The organism is Ruegeria sp. HKCCD3925 (genome assembly GCF_057221175.1).
Genome location: NZ_JBWVBI010000005.1, coordinates 73,696 through 94,913, shown reverse-complemented (window position 1 = coordinate 94,913; position 21,218 = coordinate 73,696). Strand labels below are relative to the sequence as shown.

Sequence of the window (21,218 nt, the reverse complement as noted above, 5' to 3'; positions counted from 1 at the left end):
AGAGCCCAAGGGTCCGGGCAACGAAACTCTGATATTGACTCGGGGTTCTGGGCGAAAGAATCTCTCGGCTTCGTGAAGACGCGGCTTTCCGGCAACAATGAAAAAGGCGTCGCAATCAGCGACGCCTTTTTCGCAAATCAACGCTTGACGCGTTTTCCCAAAGAATCAGCCCAGCGCTTTGACGCGCGCCGACAGGCGCGACATTTTGCGGGCTGCGGTGTTCTTGTGGAAGACGCCTTTGGTGACGCCACGCATCAACTCGGGCTGAGCGGCGCGCAGGGCTGCGGTAGCCGCGTCCTTGTCGCCGGATGCGATCGCTTCTTCAACTTTGCGCAGGTGGGTACGGATGCGCGAACGACGCGCTTTGTTGACGGCGAAGCGCTTTTCGTTCTGACGGGCGCGTTTCTTTGCCTGGGGCGAATTTGCCATGTGTCTCTGACCTTTTGTTCGGTACGGTTATCTTGGGTTGCGCGCCACGGACATATCCGCACCGGATCAGAAATCACGAGTGTGAGTCGGGCCAAGCGGGCCGCACGCGCATGTATGACGGCGGTCTCTATCCAAGTTTGGCAGGTTTGCCAAGCTGATTCTTCCAGTATGTGATGAGGGAAAAAGGCGGGGTCTGCCCGCCTAATATCACTAAGCGACGATTATGATCACTTGTCGCGGAACTGAGCCGCACGTTTTTCCAGAAATGCGGCCATGCCTTCTTTCTGGTCCTCTGTCGCGAACATCGAATGGAATACCCGACGCTCAAACAGCATGCCTTCGCTCAGCGGCAGCTCATAGCTGCGGTTCACAGCCTCTTTGGCCGCGATGGCCGTGATCTGCGATTTCTCTGCAATCTTCTGCGCCGCACCGGTTGCCTCTTCGATCAGCTTTTTGGCGGGCACGACACGACTGACCAATCCCGCGCGCTCGGCCTCTTCAGCGTCCATGAAGCGGCCTGTCAGGTTCATGTCCATCGATTTGGACTTACCAACGAAGCGGGTCAAACGCTGACTGCCACCAAGCCCCGCGATGACGCCCAGATTGATCTCGGGCTGGCCGAACTTGGCGGTGTCGGCAGCGATGATGAAATCGCACAGCATCGCCAGTTCACACCCGCCGCCCAGCGCGTAACCGGCAACGGCAGCGATGATAGGTTTACGGATCGCGGAAACCCTATCGTTGGCGTCTGCAAACAGATTGACGTCGAATACATCGACAAAACTCATCTCGGACATTTCCTTAATGTCCGCACCGGCGGCAAACGCCTTGTCCGAGCCGGTGATGACGATGCAGCGCACCTTGTCATTGCTATCCGCATCTTCCAGCGCCTCGCACAGCTCACCCAGCAACTGGGTGTTCAGCGCGTTCATCGCATCGGGGCGGTTGAGCTTGATAAGGGCGACGTGGTCTTCGATTTCGACGATGATCGTCTCAAAAGCCATGAGGTGTAAGCTTCCGGTTGTTCCGTTCAGGTACGATTCCTTATCACGCGATTTCGCTGGATCAAGTTATCTTTGGCATTGCGCGCAATAGAAGGATGAGCGACCGGACTGGGTGATTCTCTTGATTTCAGCGCCACAACCCTCGGTTCGACAAGGCTCTCCTTCGCGGCCGTAGACGTCAAAGCTGTGCTGAAAATATCCAAGTTCTCCATCGGCTTGGCGGAAATCGCGCAGCGATGACCCCCCCGCTTCAATCGCGTCCTGCAACACTTTTCTGATGATCGGCACAAGGGCCGCAACGCGTGGCGCAGAAATCTGTCCGGCTTTGCGACGTGGCGACACCTTGCCGCGATAAAGCGCTTCGCAGACGTAAATATTACCCAAACCAGCAACGATTCCCTGATCCAACAACGCTGATTTGACCGGGCTGTTCTTGCCTTTGAAGGCGTCTATCAGGTGCTGTTCGTGAAAATCATTACCCAACGGTTCAGGACCCAGAACCGATAGCAGCTTGTGCTGCTCCGCCGTTGCCGTCGGCAGCAGGTCCATTGCCCCGAACCGGCGCGGATCGTTGAAGGTGATGCGTGCGCCATTAGCCATATGAAACACCACGTGATCATGTTTCTGCGCCATCGGATGCTCATGCGCATACTGTCCGAGCGGATCGCCAGAGACCGTCATCCGCCCCGACATGCCCAGATGGATCAACAACGTCTCGGCACTGCTGAGATCCGCCAGAATGTACTTCGACCGTCGCCGCAGCCGATCCACCCGTTGCCCCGTCAGCCGCTCGGCCATCCGAGCCGGGAAAGGCCAACGCAAATCGGGGCGATTCACGTCCGCCCTTTCGATCACTGCGCCCTCCATTGCGGGGCTCAGGCCGCGTCTTACTGTCTCGACCTCGGGCAATTCGGGCATTACAGGGCTCCTATTCCAAAGGGCCGCATTGTGCCCGCCTCTTATCGCCCTATAACAGAGGCGAAATTCGACAAACGGCAAGGCAAATGTCCGACACCAACGACAAGACCACTCATTTCGGGTTCGAAACCGTGCGCGAGGCTGAAAAAGCCGGCCGCGTACAGGGCGTGTTCAATTCGGTCGCCTCGAAATACGACGTGATGAACGACGTGATGTCGATGGGCATCCACCGGGTCTGGAAAGACGCGATGATGGACTGGCTTGCCCCGCGCGCCGGTCAGCGGCTTCTGGATGTGGCGGGCGGCACCGGCGATATCTCGTTCCGCTTTCTGAAGCGCGCAGGCCACGGCCATGCTACCGTGCTGGACCTGACCGAGCCGATGCTGGTCGAAGGCCGCCAGCGCGCCGAGGCCGACCAGATGTCCGACAGCCTGAATTGGGTGGTGGGCGATGCAATGGCGCTGCCCTTCGAGGATAACACCTTCGACGTCTACACCATCTCCTTCGGCATCCGGAACGTCACCCGCCCGCAAGAGGCGCTGAAACAGGCCTATCGCGTTCTGAAGCCCGGTGGTCGTCTGATGGTGCTTGAGTTCAGCCAGTTACCCAATGACGGGCTGCAGAAGCTTTACGACCTCTACAGTTTCAATGTCATCCCGCGTATGGGCAAGCTGATCGCCAACGACTACGACAGCTATCAGTACCTTGTGGAATCAATCCGCAAGTTCCCGGACCAGGAGACATTCCTGAACATGGTCTGCACCGCCGGGTTCGAAAACGCCAAATTCCGCAACCTGAGCATGGGCATTGCCGCACTGCATTCTGGCTGGAAGATCTAGATGCGCGGCCCTCACAACATCATTCGCCTGGTCCGGACGGGCGCCACACTGGAACGTACCGGTGCCATGAACGTCGTATTGGATGCATTCGAGGCACCGCGTGCCGTACGTATTCTGGCGCATACCCTTGGCAAACCGTTCCAATGGCTGGGCTACAAGGGCGACCCCGAGATGCCGCCCGCCACCCGTGCTCTGACCGCATTGGGTCCGGCTTACATCAAATTCGGGCAGGTACTTTCGACCCGCCCCGATGTGGTGGGAAATGAACTGGCCGAGCAACTGCGTGTTCTGCAAGACAAGCTGCCGCCCTTTTCCAAAGCTGAAGCAATGGCAGAGGTCGAGAAAGAGTTAGGCCAACCGACGTCAGAGATATTCAGCGAGTTCAGTGAACCTATCGCCGCTGCCTCGATTGCTCAGGTTCACAAGGCCAAGCTGACCAGCACAGGCGAAGACGTTGCTGTCAAAGTCCTGAGACCGGGTATCGAGCGCGCCTTCCGCAAGGATGTAGACGCGTTCTATTTCGCCGCGCGTATGGTGCAACTTTGCGCCCCCGGAGCGCGCCGACTACGCCCGATGGAAGTGATCGAGCATTTCGACGGCGTAGTACGCGGCGAGTTGGACCTGCGTCTGGAAAGTGCCGCCGCCTCGGAATACGCTGCCAATACCAAGGATGATGCCGGATTCTGGCTGCCTCCGGTGGTCTGGTCGCTATCCGCACGCCGCGTCATGACGCTCAGCTGGGCTGATGGCATTCCCTTGGGAGATAACAACGCGCTGGACGCTGCCGGACATAATCGCCGCGATCTGGCTGAGCGCGTGCTCCGCCTGTTCCTATTGCACGCGCTACGCGACGGCTATTTTCACGCCGACATGCACCAAGGCAACCTCAAGGTCGCTGCGAACGGGGACATTATCGCCTATGACTACGGCATCATGGGTCATATCGATGAATATACTCGCCGGGTATATGCCGAGATTCTCTTTGGTTTCATCCGCCGCGACTATAAACGCGTGGCTGAAGTCCATTTCGAAGCAGGCTATGTGCCTGCCAATCAGGACGTCGACGAATTCGCCCGCGCCTTGCGCGCGGTAGGTGAGCCGATCTTCGGCATGGACGCCACCCATATCTCGATGGGTCGGTTGCTAAGCTACCTGTTCGAAGTCACTGAACGCTTTGGCATGGAAACCCGCACCGAGCTGATCCTGCTGCAACGCACCATGGTGGTGGTCGAAGGCGTCGCCCGCTCGCTTGATGATCACATGAACATCTGGGAGGTCGCCCGACCGGTGGTCGAGGATTACATCAAACAATCCATCGGCCCCCGCGCCGCCCTGCGCGATTTTGGTAAAACCGCCCTGGTGCTTGCCCGTTTCGGCCCCCGCTTGCCCGGTCTGGTGGAAAATGCCCTGATTGCCCAGACCCAAAAAGACGACCCAAAGACCCCGGGTTTCATCGCAAACCTTCTGCCAGCAGCGATCGGCGCGGCCGCAGGCATAGCCGCGACGCTTGTCATCTTCGCACTCAGCTAAACCAACCCGACCGCTTCATCTGGCCAAAAATACCTTCGGGGGGAATCGCGCCCCGGCGCGATGGGGGGCAGACAGCCCCCCCTTGCCCCGGTCCAACTCAGAGCCGCTCGATGGCGAGGGCAATCCCCTGACCTCCGCCGATGCACATGGTGATCAGACCTTTCGATCCGCCAATACGCTCCAACTCATACAATGCCTTAAGCGTGATAATCGCCCCTGTGGCGCCCACCGGATGGCCCAGTGCAATAGCCCCACCGTTCGGATTCACCTTTGCAGCGTCCAGACCCAATTCCTGATTGACGGCCAGAGCTTGCGCCGCAAACGCCTCGTTGCTTTCGATCACGTCGAAATCATCCGCAGACAAACCCGTTTTTGCGAACAGGTTCTGCACAGCTGGAACCGGGCCGATGCCCATCACCTCGGGTCGCACGCCGGCATGGGCATAGCCAATCACGCGCGCTTTGGGTTTCAAGCCCGCCTTTTCTGCAGCATCCGCTGTCGCCAACACCATCGCCGCCGCGCCGTCATTGATGCCCGAGGCGTTGCCCGCCGTCACCCGCCCATCTTTCTGGAATACCGGGCGCAATCCGGCCAGCGCCTCGGCAGTGGTGGCCTTGGGATGTTCATCGACCTTGAAGTCGACCATGTCGCGCTTGACCTTGACCTGCACCGGCGCGATCTGGCTGTCGAAATACCCGGCCTCAATCGCCGCAGCCGCACGGGTCTGGCTGGTCAGCGCAAACGCGTCCATCTGTTCGCGGCTGATCTGGTGTTCATCCGCCACATTCTCGGCAGTCACCCCCATATGCCCGGTGCCGAATGGGCAGTTCAACGCGCCCAGCATCATGTCGAGCGATTTGACATCGCCCATCTTCGCCCCCCAACGGGCCTGCGGTACGACATAAGGGCTGCGCGACATGCTTTCAGCACCGCCCGCCACGGCAAACTCGGCATCGCCTAGCATCAGCGTCTGCACCGCCGACACTACTGCCTGCGCCCCCGAACCGCACAGCCGGTTCACGTTCATCGCCGGAGTCCCGTTCGGAATACCTGCCTGCATTGCGGCGACTCGCGACAGATACATGTCGCGCGGTTCGGTGTTGATCACATGACCAAAGACAACATGATCAATCTGCGCGCCTTCAACGCCCGAACGCTCCATTGCCGCCTCGGTCGCCACGGTCGCCAGATCGATCGGAGCGGTCGAGGCCAACGCACCGCCAAAGGTCCCGATGGCTGTGCGCGCACCGTCCAGTATTACTATGTCCGTCATGTTTTCTCCTCCAAGTCTCGCGCCCATTATGCACCTGCAGCATGATCTTCATATTAGACTCACTGTCACGCCGGAATTGACATTACGTTGCGCAACACCCATGGATTCCGTCATGACGGAAAACACAGACGATATTCTGACGCGCCTGCCCGCCCGATTGAAAGAGGCGCGCCGCGCCAAAGGCCTGTCGCTTGAGGCGGTCGCCAACCTCAGCGGCGTCTCGCGTTCCATGGTCAGCCAGATCGAGCGTGGCGAAAGCAGCCCCACAATTTCGACTCTGTGGAACCTGACACGCGCTCTGCAGGTGGATTTCGCCGGACTTTTGGAAGACGCCAAAACGACCGACCAGATCGAAGTGCTGCGTCAAGCAGAAGTGCCCAGTATCGACAATATGGGCGAGAAATGCCGGATTCGCATCCTCTCTCCCCCCGAAGAGGCCGGAGGACACGAGGTCTATGATATTCAGTTTCAGGCCAATGGGAGCCTGAACAGCCAACCTCATGCGCGCGGTGCACGGGAGCAACTGACTGTGCTGGAAGGCGCCGTTCGTGTCACTTCGGGAACGGCATCCAGCGATCTGAAACAAGGGGATACCGCCCGGTATGCCGCCGATATTACGCATTCGATAAGCGCTGAAAACCCGGCCCGCGTTTTCCTGATCGTAAAAAACGCCTGAACGGGCAAGATTCCGCCTTCACGGATATTTTTCCCAAATACTGTAATTCTCCTATTTGGGAATTTCATCCGCTATGTTAGACGTGCGACTCAGATTAACGGAGGTCGCCATGGCTGATGCATTCCTGTCCCATATTTCGGATACACTCGCGCAGATTGAGGCAGAGGGTCTGTACAAGCGCGAACGAATGATCACCTCGCCTCAGGGCGGTGAGATTACGGTGGGCGACAAGCAGGTGATCAACTTGTGCGCCAACAACTATCTGGGTTTGGCCGATCACCCCGCGCTGATCAACGCCGCCAAAAGCGTCATGGAGCCCAAGGGGTTCGGCATGGCCTCGGTCCGGTTCATCTGCGGTACGCAGGACATTCATCGCGAACTTGAGCAAAAGCTGGCAAAGTTCCTGAACAAGGACGATTCAATTCTGTTCGCTGCCTGCTTCGACGCCAATGGCGGGTTGTTTGAGCCTTTGTTAGGGCCCGAAGACGCCATCATCTCTGACAGTCTAAATCATGCCTCGATCATCGACGGGGTACGGCTGTGCAAGGCAAAACGCTATCGCTACATGAACAACGACATGAACGACCTCGAAGCGTGGCTGAAACAAGCGCGCGAGGACGGGGCGCGGCATATCATGATCGCAACCGATGGCGTGTTCTCAATGGATGGCTATCTGGCCAATCTGCCGAAGATTCGCGAGCTGGCCGACGAATACGACGCAATCGTGATGGTCGATGACTGCCACGCCACCGGCTTTATGGGGCCAAACGGAGCGGGCACGCCGGACCACTTCGGCGTCGACGTGGATATTCTGACGGGAACTCTGGGCAAGGCACTTGGGGGGGCAATCGGCGGTTATATCGCCGGGCCGCAGCCAGTGATCGACCTGCTGCGGCAGCGGGCGCGGCCCTATCTGTTCTCAAACTCGCTGCCGCCGTCCATCGTTGCCGCAGGGCTTGAGGCAATCCGTCTGGTTGAAGAAGGTGACATGCTGCGCGCCCAATTGTTCGGCAATGCCAAATACTGGCGCGCCGGGTTAGAGAATCTGGGCTTCGACCTACTTCCGGGCGAACACCCGATCATCCCGGTCATGCTGGGTGAAGCGACCCTGGCGCAGGATATGGCATCGCGATTGTTTGACGAAGGCGTCTATGTTTCGGGCTTTTTCTTCCCTGTCGTGCCGCGTGGTCAGGCCCGAATCAGAACGCAGATGAATGCGGCTCTGACACGCGACGAATTAGACCGGGCGCTCGCGGCATTTGGCAGGGTCGGCAAAGAATTGGGGATAATCTGATGCGGCCCAACACGATGAAAGCCCTTGAGAAATCCAAGCCCCAGGAAGGTCTGTGGATGGTGCAGGCCCCGGTACCCGAGATCGGCCCAGACGAGGTTCTGATCCGCATCAACAAGACCGGGATTTGCGGCACGGATATTCATATCTGGAACTGGGATGAATGGGCTGCGGCCACCGTGCCTATCCCGATGATCACCGGCCACGAGTTCGCGGGTGAAATTGTTGAATTGGGTCGCAACGTGACAGGGATGACGGTCGGCCAGCGCTGTTCAGGCGAGGGCCATCTGATCACCCCTGACAGCCGCCAGAGCCGTGCGGGCAAGTTCCACCTTGATCCCGGCACGCGCGGTATCGGTGTGAATGAACAGGGTGCCTTTGCGCAATACCTGAAACTGCCTGCCTTTAACGTGGTGCCCCTGCCTGACGACGTACCGGATGAGATCGGGGCGATCCTCGACCCGCTGGGCAATGCCGTGCACACTGCACTCAGCTTCGATCTGCTGGGCGAGGATGTATTGATTACTGGCGCAGGCCCTATCGGCATCATGGCCGCCGCCGTTGCCCGTCATGCCGGTGCCCGGCATGTAGTGATCACCGATATCAACCCCGACCGCCTGAAACTGGCCGAACACGTGGTACCAACGGTACGCACCGTTGATGTGTCCAAAGAGGATCTGCAGGATGTCATCGCGGAACTGGGCATGACTCAGGGCTTTGATGTCGGGCTTGAAATGTCGGGCTCGCAAGCCGCGCTGGACCAGATGGTCGAAGCGCTGGTTATGGGCGGCAAGATCGCACTGTTGGGGATTCCGCCCGGAAAATCTCCGGTGGACTGGTCGCGCATCGTGTTCAAAGCTATCACCATCAAGGGTGTCTATGGGCGCGAGATGTTCGAGACCTGGTACAAGATGATCGCCATGTTGCAGAACGGGCTGGATGTCAGCCGCGTAATCACCCACCAGTTCGCGGTCGATGACTTTGCCCAGGGATTCAAGGCCATGAAATCCGGTCAATCAGGCAAGGTGGTTCTGGACTGGACCTAACGCTCTGGAACCGTGCGGGTTTTGTCCCTAAACAGGGATAAACCCGCGCGTCTGGAGGAGCACATGGGCGACAAAGACAGGTATACAGAACGGGGAATCGAAGAGTCTCTGGTCACCGATTTCACAGAAACTCACCGCAAAAGCTATGGGGATTTTCTGCAACTTAAGACTCTGCTGAACCTGCAAAAGACCTTTCAGGACCCGGCCCAACCTGATGAGATGTTGTTCATCATCATTCATCAGGTCAGCGAACTGTGGCTGAAACTGATGCACCATCAACTTGTCGAAGTCCGCCGGTTCTTGCAGCAGGACGATTTCGGTCCCGCGATGAAGAACCTCGACCGGATCAAAGCGATCCAACGGCAGTTGATCGCCGCGTGGGAGACGCTACTGACTATGACTCCCGCGGACTACATGACGTTTCGGGACGCATTAGGCAATTCGTCAGGCTTTCAAAGCTATGGCTATCGCCAAATCGAGTTCATTCTGGGCAACAAAGATCCCGCGACCCTGAAAGTGCATGCGCATGACCCAGAAGTGATGGAGATGCTGAACGCGGCTCTTACCAAACCCTCGCTCTATGACGAAGTGCTGCGGTTGCTGGCCCGGCAAGGGTTTGGCGTGCCGCAGGAGCTGATCGAGCGGGATTACGCAAAGCCCTATTCCGGCGATCCGCGTATCGTCAAAATCTGGGTCGAAGTGTTCCGCAACACGGAACAATACTGGGATCTTTACGCGCTGGCCGAAAAACTGATGGATGTGGAATCTCTGTTCCAGAGGTGGCGATTCGATCATGCAACCGCGGTTGAGCGCGTGATCGGAATGCAGCCCGGAACGGGTGGATCTAGCGGCGTGGCCTTCCTGCGCAAAGCGCTGGAGTTGCGGTTTTTCCACGACCTCTACGACGTGCGAACCGAACTGATGTATACTGGGGAATAGGCCATGCTGTATCGCGGATTCACCCAAGAAGAGCTTGAGCAGGAGTATTCCCCTAGCTCAATGATTGGCGGTGATCTGACGCCATATCTAGCCAGCTATTCTGCCCTCAGCGCACAGGCACGGTCTGAAATTAGGATGCAGGAAAACCGTTCCTATGGCGACAGCCCGACGCAAGTTCTGGATTTCTTCCCCGCACCTGGCGCCAACGCGCCTTTGCATGTCTTTATTCATGGTGGCTATTGGCAGGCGCTTAGCCAGCGTGAGTCGGCCCCTATGGCACCGGTATTGCATGAGAACGGGCAAGCCTTTGCCACGCTGAATTATACGCTCGCCCCCGATGCCAGATTGGGGCAGATGGTCGAAGAATGCCGTACCGCCTTGTTGTGGCTTGCGTCACAGGCCGAAACACTGGGTTTTGATCCATCAAACATCACGCTATCGGGTCACAGTGCAGGTGCCCATCTGGTTGCGATGGTGATGGCGACGTCTTCGAAGGCATTTGCGCAGGCTGGCCTGCGGGTGCGCAATGTGATCCTGATTAGCGGGATCTATGACCTTGTTCCGATCAGCCTGACCTCGGTGAATGATCCGCTGCAACTGACCAAGGTCGAGATTCACGATTTCTCACCCTGCCTCAACCTGCCCGCGCCAGGACCCCGTTACAGGGTGACAGTCGCCGAGCGGGATACGCCCGAGTTTATCCGCCAAAGCCGTGACTATGCTGAACTACTGCGCAAGGCCGGACATTCGGTCAGTTTCGATCTGCAGAAGGGCAAGCATCATTTTGACATCATCATGCCGTCGGGCACGTTTCTGTCGTCGCGCACGGACTAACCTAAATGAAAACAGCGGCCTCGTGGGGCCGCTGTTTCAAGTTTCTTTCTAGATCCGGATCAGTCCAGCGTGCGCGTGACCTCTTCGCGCTCGAAGATTTCGATCACGTCGCCAGCGCGGATATCGTCGTAGTTCTCGAACGCCATACCGCATTCCTGACCCGACTGTACCTCGGCCACTTCATCCTTGAAGCGCTTGAGGGTCTTCAGCGTGCCTTCGTGGATCACCACGTTGTCGCGCAGCAGGCGTACGCCAGCCGAGCGGCGGGCAACACCTTCGGTGACCAGACAGCCAGCAACTTTGCCGACGCCGGTAACCTTGAAGACCTCTTTGATCTCGGCGTAACCGATGAACTTCTCGCGAATCTCGGCGCTCAGCAGGCCAGATGCTGCCGCTTTCACGTCATCCACCAGATCGTAGATCACCGAATAGTAGCGAATCTCGACGCCTTTCTGGTTGGCGGTGTTCCGCGCCGATGCGTTCGCACGCACGTTGAAGCCAAAGATCGGTGCACCGGAGGCTTCGGCCAGGCCGACATCCGTCTCGGTGATCGCACCAACACCCGAGTGAAGAACGCGTACGCGCACTTCGTCGTTGCCGATCTTCTCCATCGCCTGAACGATGGCTTCGGCAGAGCCCTGCACATCCGCTTTCATCAGAATAGGCAGCTCGGTGACGTTTTCGTCTTCCTTCGCCTTCTGCATCAGCTGTTCAAGGGTGGTCGCGGCACCAGCAGCAGCGCGTTTGTCCTTGGCGGCTTGCTCACGATAAGCAGCGATCTCACGGGCCTGCGCTTCGGTCTCGGTCACGTTCAGAACGTCACCTGCTTCGGGCGTACCGTTGAGACCCAGAACCTCGACCGGAACTGAGGGGCCAGCTTCTTTGACGCGGTCGCCCTTGTCGTTGATCAGCGCACGGACCTTACCGTACTGCTCACCCACAACGAAGATATCGCCCTGACGCAGCGTGCCGTTCTGAACCAGAACGGTGGCGACGGGACCACGGCCCACATCCAGCTGCGCCTCGATCACGGCACCTTGGGCGGCGCGATCTGGGTTGGCTTTTAGTTCCAGAATCTCGGCCTGCAGTGCAATGGCTTCCAGCAATTCGTCCAGACCCTGACCAGTCATGGCCGAGACCTCAACGTCCTGAACCTCACCCGACATCTTCTCGACGATCACTTCGTGCTGCAGCAAGTCAGTGCGGACTTTGTCGGGATTCGCGTCGGGCTTGTCGATCTTGTTGATCGCCACGATCATCGGCACTTCGGCCGCTTTGGCGTGGTTGATCGCCTCAATCGTCTGCGGCATCACCGCGTCATCAGCGGCGACAACCAGAACCACGATATCCGTGACCTGAGCCCCGCGCGAGCGCATTGAGGTAAAGGCCGCGTGGCCCGGTGTATCCAAGAAGGTCAGCGTGGTGCCACCATCGGTTTTCACCTGATAGGCGCCGATATGCTGGGTGATGCCACCAGCTTCGCCGGCAACAACACGCGCGTCGCGGATCGCATCCAGCAGCGAGGTCTTACCGTGGTCAACGTGACCCATGATGGTGATAACCGGCGGACGCGGTTGCAAATCATCATCGCTGTCTTCGACCTCTTTGATGACGTCTTCAACATCCGAATCAGAGACACGCGTGACCTTGTGGCCAAATTCTTCGATGATCAGTTCAGCGGTGTCAGCGTCGATGGTCTGATTCTGCGTGACCATCATGCCCATCTGCATCAGCGATTTGACAACGTCAGCGACACGCTCGGCCATACGGTTGGCCAATTCCGAGACCATGATCGCCTCGGGCAGCTGAACGTCGCGGATCACCTTTTCCCGCTCGACCGTGCCGCCCATGGCCTTCTGGCGCGCCCGCTCTTGCTTGCGCTTCATCGCAGCCATCGAGCGTTGGCGGTTGCCTTCGCCACCGGTGGCCTGACCCAGTGTCAGCTTGCCCGAGCGGCGGTTGTCGTCACGGCCCTTGCCACGGCCACGCTGCTCACGCTCGCGATCCTGCTTGCGCGGTGCCGCAGCAGGTGCAGGCTTGCTGGATGGGCTGCGTGCGGCCTTGGGCTCGGCGGGTGCCGGGGCTGCGGCAGCACGCTGGGCTGCTTCCTCGGCCTCTTTACGCTTGCGTTCTTCCTCTTCGGCCTTGGCACGGGCACGCTCTTCAGCTTCACGCTGCTCGCGTTCCTTGGCCTCTTGTTCGGCCCGGCGGCGTGCGCGTTCTTCTTCGCGCGCCTTTTCCTGCGCCTCACGGGCAGCGGCCTCTTCAGCCTCGCGCGCTTTGGCGGCTTGCAACGCCTTCATACGACGCGCCATTTCCGCATCGGAAATACCCGCTGGGCGACGCGAAGGATCACCCGAAGGTGTCGCACCACCACTTGGTTTGGTCGCGCCCGGCTTGGGTACGACCACGCGTTTGCGTTTGGTCTCCACCACGACATTCTTGGTGCGTCCGTGGCTGAAACTCTGTTTCACATTTCCGGGGCGTGCCCCGCCACGAAGACCCAATGTCTTTTTGCCGTCACTATCGCTCATAAAGCTTCTTACCCTTCCGAGCGGCCCTTGCCGCCGTCATCCTTTTCGCGCAAGCCACGCAGGCGCTGCGCTTCCTCTACAACACGTTTGGCGAGTCCGCCAGAGGCCAAGGCCGCATGAATCACGGTTTGGCGCCCAAATGCCGCCCCAAGCTCGTCTGCGGTCAGCCAGCCGATGTATTTCCCGAAGTGCGGCGTGCTGAGTTTCGACTTGCCGCGCCCCGATCCATCTGAGGCCTGAATCAGCACCTGGGCCTCTTCCCGGTCCAGCCACGACTTGACCTTTTCATACCCGGCGACCGCGTCACCGGACTTGCGCGCCAGACTGATCAGCTCGATCACACGACGCGCCACCTGTTTCTCGACCTCATCGGTCAGGTCCTTGGCGGCACTCACCTGTGCCTTAAACCCGCGCGAGAACAGTTTCTTGTTCACCGCCTTGTCCAGCGCCGCACGATCCGCCGCCACGTAAACCCCACGCCCCGGCAATTTCGCCGCGACATCGGGAAAGACCTGACCATCCGGCCCCGTCACAAAGCGGATCAAGCCATATTTGGGCTGAACCTCGCCCGTGGCGATGCACTTGCGTTCAGGGCCTTCCGACCGATCCTTATGGACGCCACCGCGACCCATGTCAGCCACCCGAGGCCTGAGATCAGGCCTCGACCTCCTCATCGGTTGCTTCACCGTCTTCTTCGGCCTGCTCCAGCTCGGCCGGATCAACCCAGCCCAGCATGATGCGCGCGGTCATGACCAGATCCTGCGCCTCTTCCAACGTCACGCCGAAGGGCTCCAGTACACCATCATCCTTGATGCGTTCGCCATCGACCGTGGTCCAGCCACCGGCCAGTTCCCAGTCGGCGCAGGTTGCGAAGTCTTCCAGAGTCTTCACATCATCCTTGGCCAGCGCCTCTACCATCTGGGGTGTCAGGCCCTCGAATTCAATAAGACTGTCCTCGGCACCCAGCGCACGGGCTGCATCCAGCGCCGCCTTGGCCTGAGCTTCCAGGAATTCGCGTGCACGTGTCTGAAGTTCTTGCGCGGTTCCTTCATCCACACCGTCGATGACCAGCAGTTCGTCGATTTCAACGTATGCCACTTCTTCGAGGTTGGTGAAGCCTTCAGAAACCAGCAGCTGAGCGAAGAATTCGTCCAGATCCAGCGTTTCCATGAACAACTGGGTACGGGCCTCGAATTCTTTCTGACGGCGCGCCGATTCTTCGGCTTCGGTCATGATGTCGATGTCCAGATTGGTCAGCTGGCTGGCCAGACGCACGTTCTGACCACGACGGCCAATGGCGAGGCTCAGTTGCTCCTCGGGAACCACAACTTCGATCTTGCCGGCTTCTTCGTCCAGAACCACCTTTGAAACTTCGGCGGGCTGCAGAGCGTTGACAAGGAAAGTCGGCTGATCTTCGTTCCACGGAATGATGTCGATCTTTTCGCCCTGCAGCTCGTTCACAACGGCCTGCACGCGGCTGCCGCGCATACCAACACAAGCGCCGACGGGGTCAATCGAGCCGTCATAAGAAATCACGGCAATCTTGGCGCGCGAGCCGGGATCACGAGCAACGGCCTTGACCTCGATGATGCCGTCATAGATTTCCGGAACTTCCATCTTGAACAGCTCGGCCATGAATTCCGGCGCAGTGCGCGACAGGAAGATCTGGTGACCACGCACCTCGCGGCGAACCTCTTTGATATAGGCGCGCACACGGTCATTCGGGCGATAGCTTTCGCGACCGATCTTGTCATTGCGGCGCAGAACAGCCTCGGCACCGCCCAGATCGACGATCACATTGCCAAACTCTTCACGCTTGACCGCACCGTTGATGATGGTGCCGGCACGATCCTTGAATTCTTCGTACTGACGATCACGCTCGGCTTCGCGAACCTTTTGCAAGATGACCTGCTTGGCGGACTGAGCAGCGATACGGCCCATTTCCACGGGCGGGACTTCTTCAACGAAGACGTCACCAACCTCGGGCGCCTCCATGTACTGCTTGGCCTGCTCGACGGTCATCTCGGCCTGATAGTTCTCAAGCTCTTCATCCTCGACCACGGTGCGGACACGGGTAAAGGTCGCCTTGCCGGTCTTGCGGTCGATGCTGACGCGGATGTCCATCTCGGCGCCGTAACGGCTCTTGGCGGCACGGGCGAGCGATTCTTCCATCGCTTCGACAACCAGACCGGGGTCGATCATCTTTTCGCGGGCCACGGCCTCGGCGGTCTGCAGCAGCTCCAGCTGGTTGGCTGAGGTGATTGCCATCAGTTCGTCTCCTCTTCGGACCCTTCGGTCTCAATCTCGTCGAAAGCGTTTTCGTTCAGGGCACCAGCGTCTTTGCGCTGGCGCAGCATTTCCTTAATCAGGTCATCGGTCAGAACCAGCTTGGCGTCGCTCAGCCAGTCAAATTGCAGACCGATGGTAATGGTCTCGTCTCCCTCGGGGATGTTGATCAGAACCTCATCCCCTTCGATCCCGGCCAATTCGCCCTTGAAGCGGCGGCGACCGTCGATCAGTTCTGCGGTTTCGATCTTGGCCTCATACCCTTCGAACGTCTCAAAATCTTTGAGACGGGTCAGAGGACGGTCAATTCCAGGGCTGGAAACTTCAAGCGTGTAGGCGTCCAAAATGGGGTCTTCGACATCCAGCGTGGCGCTGACCGCATTGGAAATCTCGGCGCAGTCATCCACTTCGATTCCGCCATCGGGCTTGTCTGCCATTATCTGCATCGTGGTGGTCTTGCCGCTCATCAGCCGAATGCGGACAAGCTCATACCCCAGATCCTCGATCACAGGGGTGATGATCTCGGCCAGTCGCCGGTCGATGGCAGCTTTGGCTATCAGGTCGTTTGTCATTCAGGTTCTCTACCCTGCTATCGGGCACAAAAAAACGGGCGCGCGGCCCGTCTAATTTTCCGGTGGAGCCCCGGACCAGAAGTCCGACGCGCCGCTGTTGCAACTGCATATACGCAGGAGTTCCTGAGTCTGCAACCCCCGGCGCAAATCGTGATCAAATTTACGCCAGCCACCACCGTTCGGCGATGCGCCCATCATCCAGCGCAGACCGGCTGATCTGGCGCGGCATACCGACATGAGAGGCCATTGCCAACGCCATCTCGGCCTCAGACGGATGATATCGCAGCCCGCGTTGCGCGGTCAGCTCCTCACCAGCCGGGAGCGCTGCGATATCTACATATCCATCGCGCAATGCTTCGGCCCGCACCCCGGCGTCCGGGATCACGATAATCTCAAGCGTATCAACCCATCCTGCCGTTCCGCTTTTGTAGTGATTGGACACCCTGCGTGCGCGGAAATGACGTTCATCCTCGGCCCGCTCAACCCGGTAGCATCCTGTGCCGTTGGCCTGAGCCAGTGGCGTCACGCCCCCTCGCGCAATGACAAACCGTGACCCAGCCAGCAAGAATGGTAGTCCAGGGTTGCCCTCGGCCAATTGCAGCTGCACACGATCAGGTGCAATGGCCTCGGCCTGTCCAATATCTTCCAGAACAGCCAGTACGTCGTTCACGTCCAGCTTGGTGCCATCGTGGAACACAGCATCGTCGCGCAGATCAAAGTTCCAGACCCGCGCATCAGCATCGGTCTGCCAATTTGTAGCCAGCTCTCCGCGCAGGGTACCATCGGGCGCGATCTCGGTCAGGCTGTCAAAGACAGCCCCTCGCGCCACCTGTTCCAGACTGTTGTCGCGTGGCACCGCCAGCCGCAAGGTACCACCCTGTTTCGGCGTATCGGCCAGAGACGCTCCTGTCGCCGCCAGCAAAGCGGCGGCGGCGCCCGAGGCAAATAATGCGCGACGGTCGATGCGAGTCATACCGTTTCCTCCGACACGCGATCCATGATCCGAACCAGTTCCGCGCTGATGCCCGGTTCTGACAGGGCGTGACCGGCTTGCCGCACCATCTTCAGTTCGGCATTGGGCCAGCGCTCGGACAGGTTCCATGCAGCCTGCGGTGGGCAGATCATGTCATAGCGTCCCTGAACGATATGACCGGGAATATGGGCAATCCGATCCATCTGATCCAGAATTTGCCCGTCATACTCAAGAAACGCCTTGTTCGTGAAATAGTGATTCTCAAGCCGCGCAAAAGTTCGCGCGTATTCGCCGGGGCTTTCCCCGACCGACCCGTTGGTGTGGATCGAAGCCAAGGCGTTTTCCCAATGCGACCACGCGCGGGCATAGAGGATCTCGGTCGCGCGGTCGCCCGAAAACAGGCGCTTGTTGTAGGCCGCAATTGCGTCATTTACTTCATGTTCGGGCAAGAGAGAGGTGAACTTGGCCCATTGTTCAGGCCAGAATTTGCCCGCACCACCGCCATAAAACCAGTCCAGCTCGGCCTGTGTGGCCAGAAACACGCCGCGCAATACCAGCCGATTTATCCGATCCGGATGTGTTTGGGCATAGATCAACGCCAGTGTCGCGCCCCAGCTACCGCCAAAGACGATCCAATCTTCGATGTCGAACAATTTGCGCAGACGCTCGATATCCGCCACCAGATGCCATGTCGTGTTGTTTTCGACCGACGCGGTTGGCCGCGACCGACCACATCCGCGCTGATCAAAGAGAATCACCCGATAGGCATCCGGGTTGAAATACCGTCGCATCGCCGGGCTGCAGCCGCCGCCCGGCCCGCCGTGCAGGATCACCACTGGTATCCCATTGGGATTACCGCATTGTTCCACATAAATACGGTGCCCATCGCCCATATCGACCACGCGCTGATCGAACGGATCGATCGGCGGGTAAAGATATTGAACTGCGCGCTTTTGGTCCGGGTACTTATCCATTACGGCCCTATATAGTCCTTAAGCGTAAAAGAGCACACGGAGACAGGAATGCAAGCGCATCCGAACACGGTTGACCCGTCCGAGATCGCAAAATTCGAGGCGATGGCCGCAGAATGGTGGGACCCGCATGGGAAATTCAAACCTTTGCACATGCTGAATCCGTGCCGTCTGGATTATATCACACAGCAGATCGCGGGCGAGTTTGACCGGGATCTGACGGCCCCGCGCCCATTCGAGGGCCTACGCCTTCTGGATATCGGCTGCGGCGGAGGGTTGCTGAGCGAGCCCATGGCGCGCCTTGGGGCCGAGGTCGTCGGAGCCGACGCCGCCGAGGGCAACCTGCCCGTCGCGCGCATCCATGCCGAGCAATCCGGGCTGCAGATCGACTATCGCCACACCACCGCCGAGGACATGGCCGCCGCAGGCGAACAGTTCGATGTGGTGCTGAACATGGAAGTGGTTGAGCATGTGGCCGATCCGTTGGGTTTTCTGACCGCATCGCAGCACTTGCTGAGGCCGGGCGGGTTGCTGATCTGCTCGACCATCAACCGCAACCCGAAATCTTATGCGATGGCCATCTTCGGGGCCGAGGTCGTCATGCGCTGGCTGCCGCGCGGCACGCATGAGTGGAACAAGTTCATCACCCCCGATGAGCTGTTCGACCTGCTGCGTCAGGCCGGGCTGGAGCCGGTGGACCGCAAGGGTTTCGTGTTCAACCCGATCCTGTGGAGCTGGTCGATCTCGGACCGGGATCTGAGCGTGAATTACGTGACGGCGAGTGTGAAGCCGAGGTAGGATGGGCGATTGCACCCATCTTACAATTGCCTATTTGACGGCCAAACGGTGAAAACTGAATGCTGGAGCAAACCCAGCTTCGTCTAACGCTTGTTTAAGAAGCCCATTTAGAAAAACGCGATGTGGTACGCCCGGGTCGCGCCAAATGTCGATCCCGGACGCCGCATCTGCATTGCAGACAACGTCCCCGGGCTTGGCATCCTTCCATTCAGGAAGTCGAAAAAGGTCATCCCGGTCGGGTCGGGCTCGTCGAAGACTTTTTGACTCAGCAATGTTCAGCGTGCCTGATTTGTTTGCGATCCACAGGATCGAGTAGTTCTGCTCAATCGGTGTGATCTTGTCTTTTTCGAATAGGTTGACGGGATAAAGCCCCCCTTGCCCCAAGTCGAAGTTCTTGAGGACATCCGCAACATCTGATCGAACCGCGAGAATTCCAAACAACGTGATTACAGCAGAATACTTGCCGTAGTGAGGCTCAAAATCATGATCTTCAGGTGCAACCTCTTGAAAGAAATCCGGCAAGATATCCTGCTGCTCCAGCGGCTCCCCGTGGCGCTGCCAACGATACAGATTCGCATGATAACCTGATCCGGGTTGCCACCTGAAGGCCTTGAAGCGTTCACTTGGTTCTTCAGGAAAATCATCGGGGACAAGCGCCCGGAATGGCCTTTGCAGGTCCATCCCGACGGTAATGTCTGAAACCCAAATTTCATCCGTCATCTTTTACGATCCTTTAGCGCAGTTGGCGTAAAGCCCCTACTCCCCCTCCAACTGCAACCGCAAATCCCGTAGCACGGGCAGCGTGCTGCGCACCCGCTCCAGCCCCAGCTCTCCGACCACGCGGTTGATCAGCGGGGCAATCGAGGAAATCGCCTGATCGCGTGCGCGTCGGCCTGCGGGGCTGATGGCGACCATCTTGCGGCGGGCGTCGTCCCAGTCGGGGCGGATGTGGATATAACCGGCCCATTCCAGCTTGGCCAAAGTGTTGGTCATTGCGCCTCGGGTCACGTGGAAGGTGTTGGCCAATTGCGCGGGGGTGCGCTCGTCGCCGACAAACACCAGATGGTTCAGCACCGAGAAATGCGAGATTTCCATGCCCTTGGGCAGCACCCGGCTCAGCCGGTTGCGCAATAGCTGATCGGCGGTCAGGATCTCGCTGAACAGCGTGACCGCAAGGGCATTTTTTTCGTCAGTCATGGTCCGGTTCTGGATCAGGGTCCGTCAAAGGGGCGGACATGTGTTAGTGAAGGCACGCGTCGTCGCGCCTCTGTAACAGACCTATCATCCAAATCAAAAAAGTGAATGCCCGGATCGGTGCCTGCGTCGATCAGCACCTCTCCCCACGGGGCGACAACCATGCTGTGGCCGTGGGTATAACGGATCTTTCCGCGTGTCTTCGGATGTTCGCCCGTCTGGGCCGGGGCCAACACCCAGCAGCCTGTCTCAATGGCCCGTGCCCGCAACAGCGCTTCCCAGTGGGCCGCGCCGGTGACCGGTGAAAAAGCCGCCGGGACAGTCAGGATTCGTGCCCCCGCCTGCGCCAGCGCGGCGTAAAGATGCGGGAAGCGGATGTCATAGCAGATGGTCATGCCGACCTTGCCGAATTCGGTGTCGGCGATCACCGCTTTCTGACCGGGACGGTAGTTCTTTGATTCGCGAAAGGTCTCGGATTCCGTGACCTGCACGTCGAACATATGAATCTTGTCGTACCGCGCCACGATCTGCCCCTGCGGGTTGACCATGAAGCTACGGTTGGCAAAGCGCCCGTCCGAGTCATGCGTTTTGATCGCAAGTGACCCGATCAGTAGCCAGACACCCAATTTGGCGGCCTGTTCGCACAGACCCGCCAAAGTAATGTCATCTTCTTCGTGCTGCAGAACCTCGTGCTGGCGTGTGGTGCTGGTGGAGACGCAATTCGTGACCTCGGGCGTCAGAATGAACTGCGCACCCTGCGCTGCCGCGTGGGCCATCATGGCACGAACCATCTCGAGATTCTCAGCCGGATCATCCGACGCGGTGATCTGCAGCAAAGCGGTTTTCATCAAGCCGCCAGCAGGCGGTCCAGCTTGCCCTGACGTTCAAGCTCGTAAAGATCGTCGCACCCACCAACATGGGTGGTGCCCACAAAAATCTGCGGCACAGTGCGTTTTCCTGCCGCGCGCTGGATCATTTCAGGTTTGCGTTTCGGATGCATCAGCACGTCGATTTCCTTGAATTCGACGCCTTTCTGTTTCAACAACCGCTTGGCCGCATGACAAAAGCCGCACAGCGGCGAGGTGTAGATTTCTACCGGCTTCATATTCCG

At 58.7% G+C, this 21,218-nt stretch carries 22 protein-coding genes; 8 read left to right on the top strand and 14 right to left on the bottom strand.

The features are described from left to right. Positions 1 to 165 precede the first annotated feature (165 nt). The 3 genes from rpsT to mutM all read right to left on the bottom strand — a co-directional run bounded on the left by rpsT (position 166) and on the right by mutM (position 2,351). The gene (gene rpsT / locus AC2TEM_RS13190; RefSeq protein WP_010442545.1) at positions 166 to 429 is read right to left on the bottom strand and encodes a 30S ribosomal protein S20; all 264 of its coding nucleotides are present in this window, start codon (positions 427 to 429) and stop codon (positions 166 to 168) included. 227 nt (positions 430 to 656) lie between these two features. Continuing rightward, a complete protein-coding gene (locus AC2TEM_RS13185) occupies positions 657 to 1,433 on the bottom strand; it encodes an enoyl-CoA hydratase (RefSeq protein ID WP_170395375.1) in 777 nt (258 codons plus the stop codon). A gap of 66 nt (positions 1,434 to 1,499) precedes the next feature. Beyond that, positions 1,500 to 2,351, bottom strand: a complete 852-nt coding sequence (mutM, locus tag AC2TEM_RS13180) for a bifunctional DNA-formamidopyrimidine glycosylase/DNA-(apurinic or apyrimidinic site) lyase (RefSeq protein WP_170408657.1) — start codon at positions 2,349 to 2,351, stop codon at positions 1,500 to 1,502. 86 nt (positions 2,352 to 2,437) lie between these two features. On the opposite strand from mutM, the gene ubiE reads away from it, so the two are divergent. Continuing rightward, positions 2,438 to 3,190, top strand: a complete 753-nt coding sequence (ubiE, locus tag AC2TEM_RS13175) for a bifunctional demethylmenaquinone methyltransferase/2-methoxy-6-polyprenyl-1,4-benzoquinol methylase UbiE (RefSeq protein ID WP_170423362.1) — start codon at positions 2,438 to 2,440, stop codon at positions 3,188 to 3,190. After that, positions 3,191 to 4,720, top strand: coding sequence for a 2-polyprenylphenol 6-hydroxylase (gene ubiB, locus AC2TEM_RS13170; RefSeq protein WP_170408659.1), 1,530 nt, complete (start codon positions 3,191 to 3,193; stop codon positions 4,718 to 4,720). A gap of 97 nt (positions 4,721 to 4,817) precedes the next feature. Here the strand turns inward: ubiB and AC2TEM_RS13165 are convergent, their stop codons facing one another. Then, positions 4,818 to 5,993 carry an acetyl-CoA C-acyltransferase family protein gene (locus AC2TEM_RS13165; protein WP_170423361.1) on the bottom strand — a complete coding sequence of 392 codons (1,176 nt, stop codon included), beginning with the start codon at positions 5,991 to 5,993 and terminating at the stop codon, positions 4,818 to 4,820. Positions 5,994 to 6,105: 112 nt separating this feature from the next. Between AC2TEM_RS13165 and AC2TEM_RS13160 the strand changes: the two genes are divergently transcribed. From AC2TEM_RS13160 to AC2TEM_RS13140, 5 genes are all read left to right on the top strand, one after another. Then, positions 6,106 to 6,669 carry a helix-turn-helix domain-containing protein gene (locus AC2TEM_RS13160; protein ID WP_170395365.1) on the top strand — a complete coding sequence of 188 codons (564 nt, stop codon included), beginning with the start codon at positions 6,106 to 6,108 and terminating at the stop codon, positions 6,667 to 6,669. Positions 6,670 to 6,778: 109 nt separating this feature from the next. Then, positions 6,779 to 7,963 carry a glycine C-acetyltransferase gene (locus AC2TEM_RS13155; RefSeq protein WP_170423360.1) on the top strand — a complete coding sequence of 395 codons (1,185 nt, stop codon included), beginning with the start codon at positions 6,779 to 6,781 and terminating at the stop codon, positions 7,961 to 7,963. A gap of 14 nt (positions 7,964 to 7,977) precedes the next feature. Beyond that, the gene (gene tdh, locus AC2TEM_RS13150; RefSeq protein ID WP_170396071.1) at positions 7,978 to 9,006 is read left to right on the top strand and encodes an L-threonine 3-dehydrogenase; all 1,029 of its coding nucleotides are present in this window, start codon (positions 7,978 to 7,980) and stop codon (positions 9,004 to 9,006) included. A 63-nt stretch (positions 9,007 to 9,069) separates the two neighbouring features. Continuing rightward, positions 9,070 to 9,945 carry a tryptophan 2,3-dioxygenase gene (locus AC2TEM_RS13145; RefSeq protein ID WP_480856243.1) on the top strand — a complete coding sequence of 292 codons (876 nt, stop codon included), beginning with the start codon at positions 9,070 to 9,072 and terminating at the stop codon, positions 9,943 to 9,945. 3 nt (positions 9,946 to 9,948) lie between these two features. Continuing rightward, positions 9,949 to 10,779 carry an alpha/beta hydrolase gene (locus tag AC2TEM_RS13140; RefSeq protein ID WP_170423357.1) on the top strand — a complete coding sequence of 277 codons (831 nt, stop codon included), beginning with the start codon at positions 9,949 to 9,951 and terminating at the stop codon, positions 10,777 to 10,779. A gap of 59 nt (positions 10,780 to 10,838) precedes the next feature. Here the strand turns inward: AC2TEM_RS13140 and infB are convergent, their stop codons facing one another. From infB to pip, 6 genes are all read right to left on the bottom strand, one after another. After that, positions 10,839 to 13,313 carry a translation initiation factor IF-2 gene (gene infB, locus AC2TEM_RS13135; RefSeq protein WP_170395359.1) on the bottom strand — a complete coding sequence of 825 codons (2,475 nt, stop codon included), beginning with the start codon at positions 13,311 to 13,313 and terminating at the stop codon, positions 10,839 to 10,841. An 8-nt stretch (positions 13,314 to 13,321) separates the two neighbouring features. Further along, positions 13,322 to 13,945 (bottom strand): RNA-binding protein, encoded by a 624-nt coding sequence (locus AC2TEM_RS13130; RefSeq protein ID WP_170395356.1) that lies wholly within the window; start codon positions 13,943 to 13,945, stop codon positions 13,322 to 13,324. Positions 13,946 to 13,967: 22 nt separating this feature from the next. After that, positions 13,968 to 15,581, bottom strand: a complete 1,614-nt coding sequence (gene nusA, locus AC2TEM_RS13125) for a transcription termination factor NusA (RefSeq protein ID WP_170423355.1) — start codon at positions 15,579 to 15,581, stop codon at positions 13,968 to 13,970. Continuing rightward, the gene (gene rimP / locus AC2TEM_RS13120) at positions 15,581 to 16,171 is read right to left on the bottom strand and encodes a ribosome maturation factor RimP (protein WP_010442531.1); all 591 of its coding nucleotides are present in this window, start codon (positions 16,169 to 16,171) and stop codon (positions 15,581 to 15,583) included. Before rimP ends, nusA begins: the two co-directional genes overlap by 1 nt. 160 nt (positions 16,172 to 16,331) lie before the next feature. Beyond that, entirely contained in the window at positions 16,332 to 17,144 is an 813-nt protein-coding gene (locus AC2TEM_RS13115; RefSeq protein WP_170423353.1) for an ABC transporter substrate-binding protein, read from the bottom strand. Then, positions 17,141 to 18,118: a prolyl aminopeptidase gene (pip, locus tag AC2TEM_RS13110; protein ID WP_170423351.1), complete on the bottom strand. Its 978-nt coding sequence runs from the start codon at positions 18,116 to 18,118 to the stop codon at positions 17,141 to 17,143. The genes AC2TEM_RS13115 and pip overlap by 4 nt, the downstream gene beginning before the upstream one ends. Positions 18,119 to 18,166: 48 nt before the next feature. On the opposite strand from pip, the gene ubiG reads away from it, so the two are divergent. Continuing rightward, positions 18,167 to 18,913, top strand: a complete 747-nt coding sequence (gene ubiG, locus AC2TEM_RS13105) for a bifunctional 2-polyprenyl-6-hydroxyphenol methylase/3-demethylubiquinol 3-O-methyltransferase UbiG (protein WP_170423349.1) — start codon at positions 18,167 to 18,169, stop codon at positions 18,911 to 18,913. Between the two features lie 30 nt (positions 18,914 to 18,943). Here the strand turns inward: ubiG and AC2TEM_RS13100 are convergent, their stop codons facing one another. From AC2TEM_RS13100 to grxC, 4 genes are read right to left on the bottom strand one after another with little or no spacing between them, the layout of a single operon-like run. Beyond that, positions 18,944 to 19,633, bottom strand: coding sequence for a hypothetical protein (locus AC2TEM_RS13100; protein WP_480856242.1), 690 nt, complete (start codon positions 19,631 to 19,633; stop codon positions 18,944 to 18,946). Positions 19,634 to 19,669: 36 nt separating this feature from the next. After that, positions 19,670 to 20,110 carry a MarR family winged helix-turn-helix transcriptional regulator gene (locus AC2TEM_RS13095; RefSeq protein WP_170395340.1) on the bottom strand — a complete coding sequence of 147 codons (441 nt, stop codon included), beginning with the start codon at positions 20,108 to 20,110 and terminating at the stop codon, positions 19,670 to 19,672. Positions 20,111 to 20,124: 14 nt separating this feature from the next. Continuing rightward, positions 20,125 to 20,955 carry a carbon-nitrogen hydrolase family protein gene (locus AC2TEM_RS13090; RefSeq protein WP_480856241.1) on the bottom strand — a complete coding sequence of 277 codons (831 nt, stop codon included), beginning with the start codon at positions 20,953 to 20,955 and terminating at the stop codon, positions 20,125 to 20,127. Next, positions 20,955 to 21,212, bottom strand: coding sequence for a glutaredoxin 3 (gene grxC / locus AC2TEM_RS13085; protein ID WP_170395334.1), 258 nt, complete (start codon positions 21,210 to 21,212; stop codon positions 20,955 to 20,957). Before grxC ends, AC2TEM_RS13090 begins: the two co-directional genes overlap by 1 nt. Between the last annotated feature and the right edge of the window lie 6 nt (positions 21,213 to 21,218).

Excerpts from the sequence above, each read along its gene's own strand:
- rpsT (WP_010442545.1), bottom strand. The coding sequence starts at position 429 with ATGGCAAATTCGCCCCAGGCAAAGAAACGCGCCCGTCAGAACGAAAAG.
- AC2TEM_RS13185 (WP_170395375.1), bottom strand. The coding sequence starts at position 1,433 with ATGGCTTTTGAGACGATCATCGTCGAAATCGAAGACCACGTCGCCCTT.
- mutM (WP_170408657.1), bottom strand. The coding sequence starts at position 2,351 with ATGCCCGAATTGCCCGAGGTCGAGACAGTAAGACGCGGCCTGAGCCCC.
- ubiE (WP_170423362.1), top strand. The coding sequence starts at position 2,438 with ATGTCCGACACCAACGACAAGACCACTCATTTCGGGTTCGAAACCGTG.
- ubiB (WP_170408659.1), top strand. The coding sequence starts at position 3,191 with ATGCGCGGCCCTCACAACATCATTCGCCTGGTCCGGACGGGCGCCACA.
- AC2TEM_RS13165 (WP_170423361.1), bottom strand. The coding sequence starts at position 5,993 with ATGACGGACATAGTAATACTGGACGGTGCGCGCACAGCCATCGGGACC.
- AC2TEM_RS13160 (WP_170395365.1), top strand. The coding sequence starts at position 6,106 with ATGACGGAAAACACAGACGATATTCTGACGCGCCTGCCCGCCCGATTG.
- AC2TEM_RS13155 (WP_170423360.1), top strand. The coding sequence starts at position 6,779 with ATGGCTGATGCATTCCTGTCCCATATTTCGGATACACTCGCGCAGATT.
- tdh (WP_170396071.1), top strand. The coding sequence starts at position 7,978 with ATGAAAGCCCTTGAGAAATCCAAGCCCCAGGAAGGTCTGTGGATGGTG.
- AC2TEM_RS13145 (WP_480856243.1), top strand. The coding sequence starts at position 9,070 with ATGGGCGACAAAGACAGGTATACAGAACGGGGAATCGAAGAGTCTCTG.
- AC2TEM_RS13140 (WP_170423357.1), top strand. The coding sequence starts at position 9,949 with ATGCTGTATCGCGGATTCACCCAAGAAGAGCTTGAGCAGGAGTATTCC.
- infB (WP_170395359.1), bottom strand. The coding sequence starts at position 13,313 with ATGAGCGATAGTGACGGCAAAAAGACATTGGGTCTTCGTGGCGGGGCA.
- AC2TEM_RS13130 (WP_170395356.1), bottom strand. The coding sequence starts at position 13,945 with ATGGGTCGCGGTGGCGTCCATAAGGATCGGTCGGAAGGCCCTGAACGC.
- nusA (WP_170423355.1), bottom strand. The coding sequence starts at position 15,581 with ATGGCAATCACCTCAGCCAACCAGCTGGAGCTGCTGCAGACCGCCGAG.
- rimP (WP_010442531.1), bottom strand. The coding sequence starts at position 16,171 with ATGACAAACGACCTGATAGCCAAAGCTGCCATCGACCGGCGACTGGCC.
- AC2TEM_RS13115 (WP_170423353.1), bottom strand. The coding sequence starts at position 17,144 with ATGACTCGCATCGACCGTCGCGCATTATTTGCCTCGGGCGCCGCCGCC.
- pip (WP_170423351.1), bottom strand. The coding sequence starts at position 18,118 with ATGGATAAGTACCCGGACCAAAAGCGCGCAGTTCAATATCTTTACCCG.
- ubiG (WP_170423349.1), top strand. The coding sequence starts at position 18,167 with ATGCAAGCGCATCCGAACACGGTTGACCCGTCCGAGATCGCAAAATTC.
- AC2TEM_RS13100 (WP_480856242.1), bottom strand. The coding sequence starts at position 19,633 with ATGACGGATGAAATTTGGGTTTCAGACATTACCGTCGGGATGGACCTG.
- AC2TEM_RS13095 (WP_170395340.1), bottom strand. The coding sequence starts at position 20,110 with ATGACTGACGAAAAAAATGCCCTTGCGGTCACGCTGTTCAGCGAGATC.
- AC2TEM_RS13090 (WP_480856241.1), bottom strand. The coding sequence starts at position 20,955 with ATGAAAACCGCTTTGCTGCAGATCACCGCGTCGGATGATCCGGCTGAG.
- grxC (WP_170395334.1), bottom strand. The coding sequence starts at position 21,212 with ATGAAGCCGGTAGAAATCTACACCTCGCCGCTGTGCGGCTTTTGTCAT.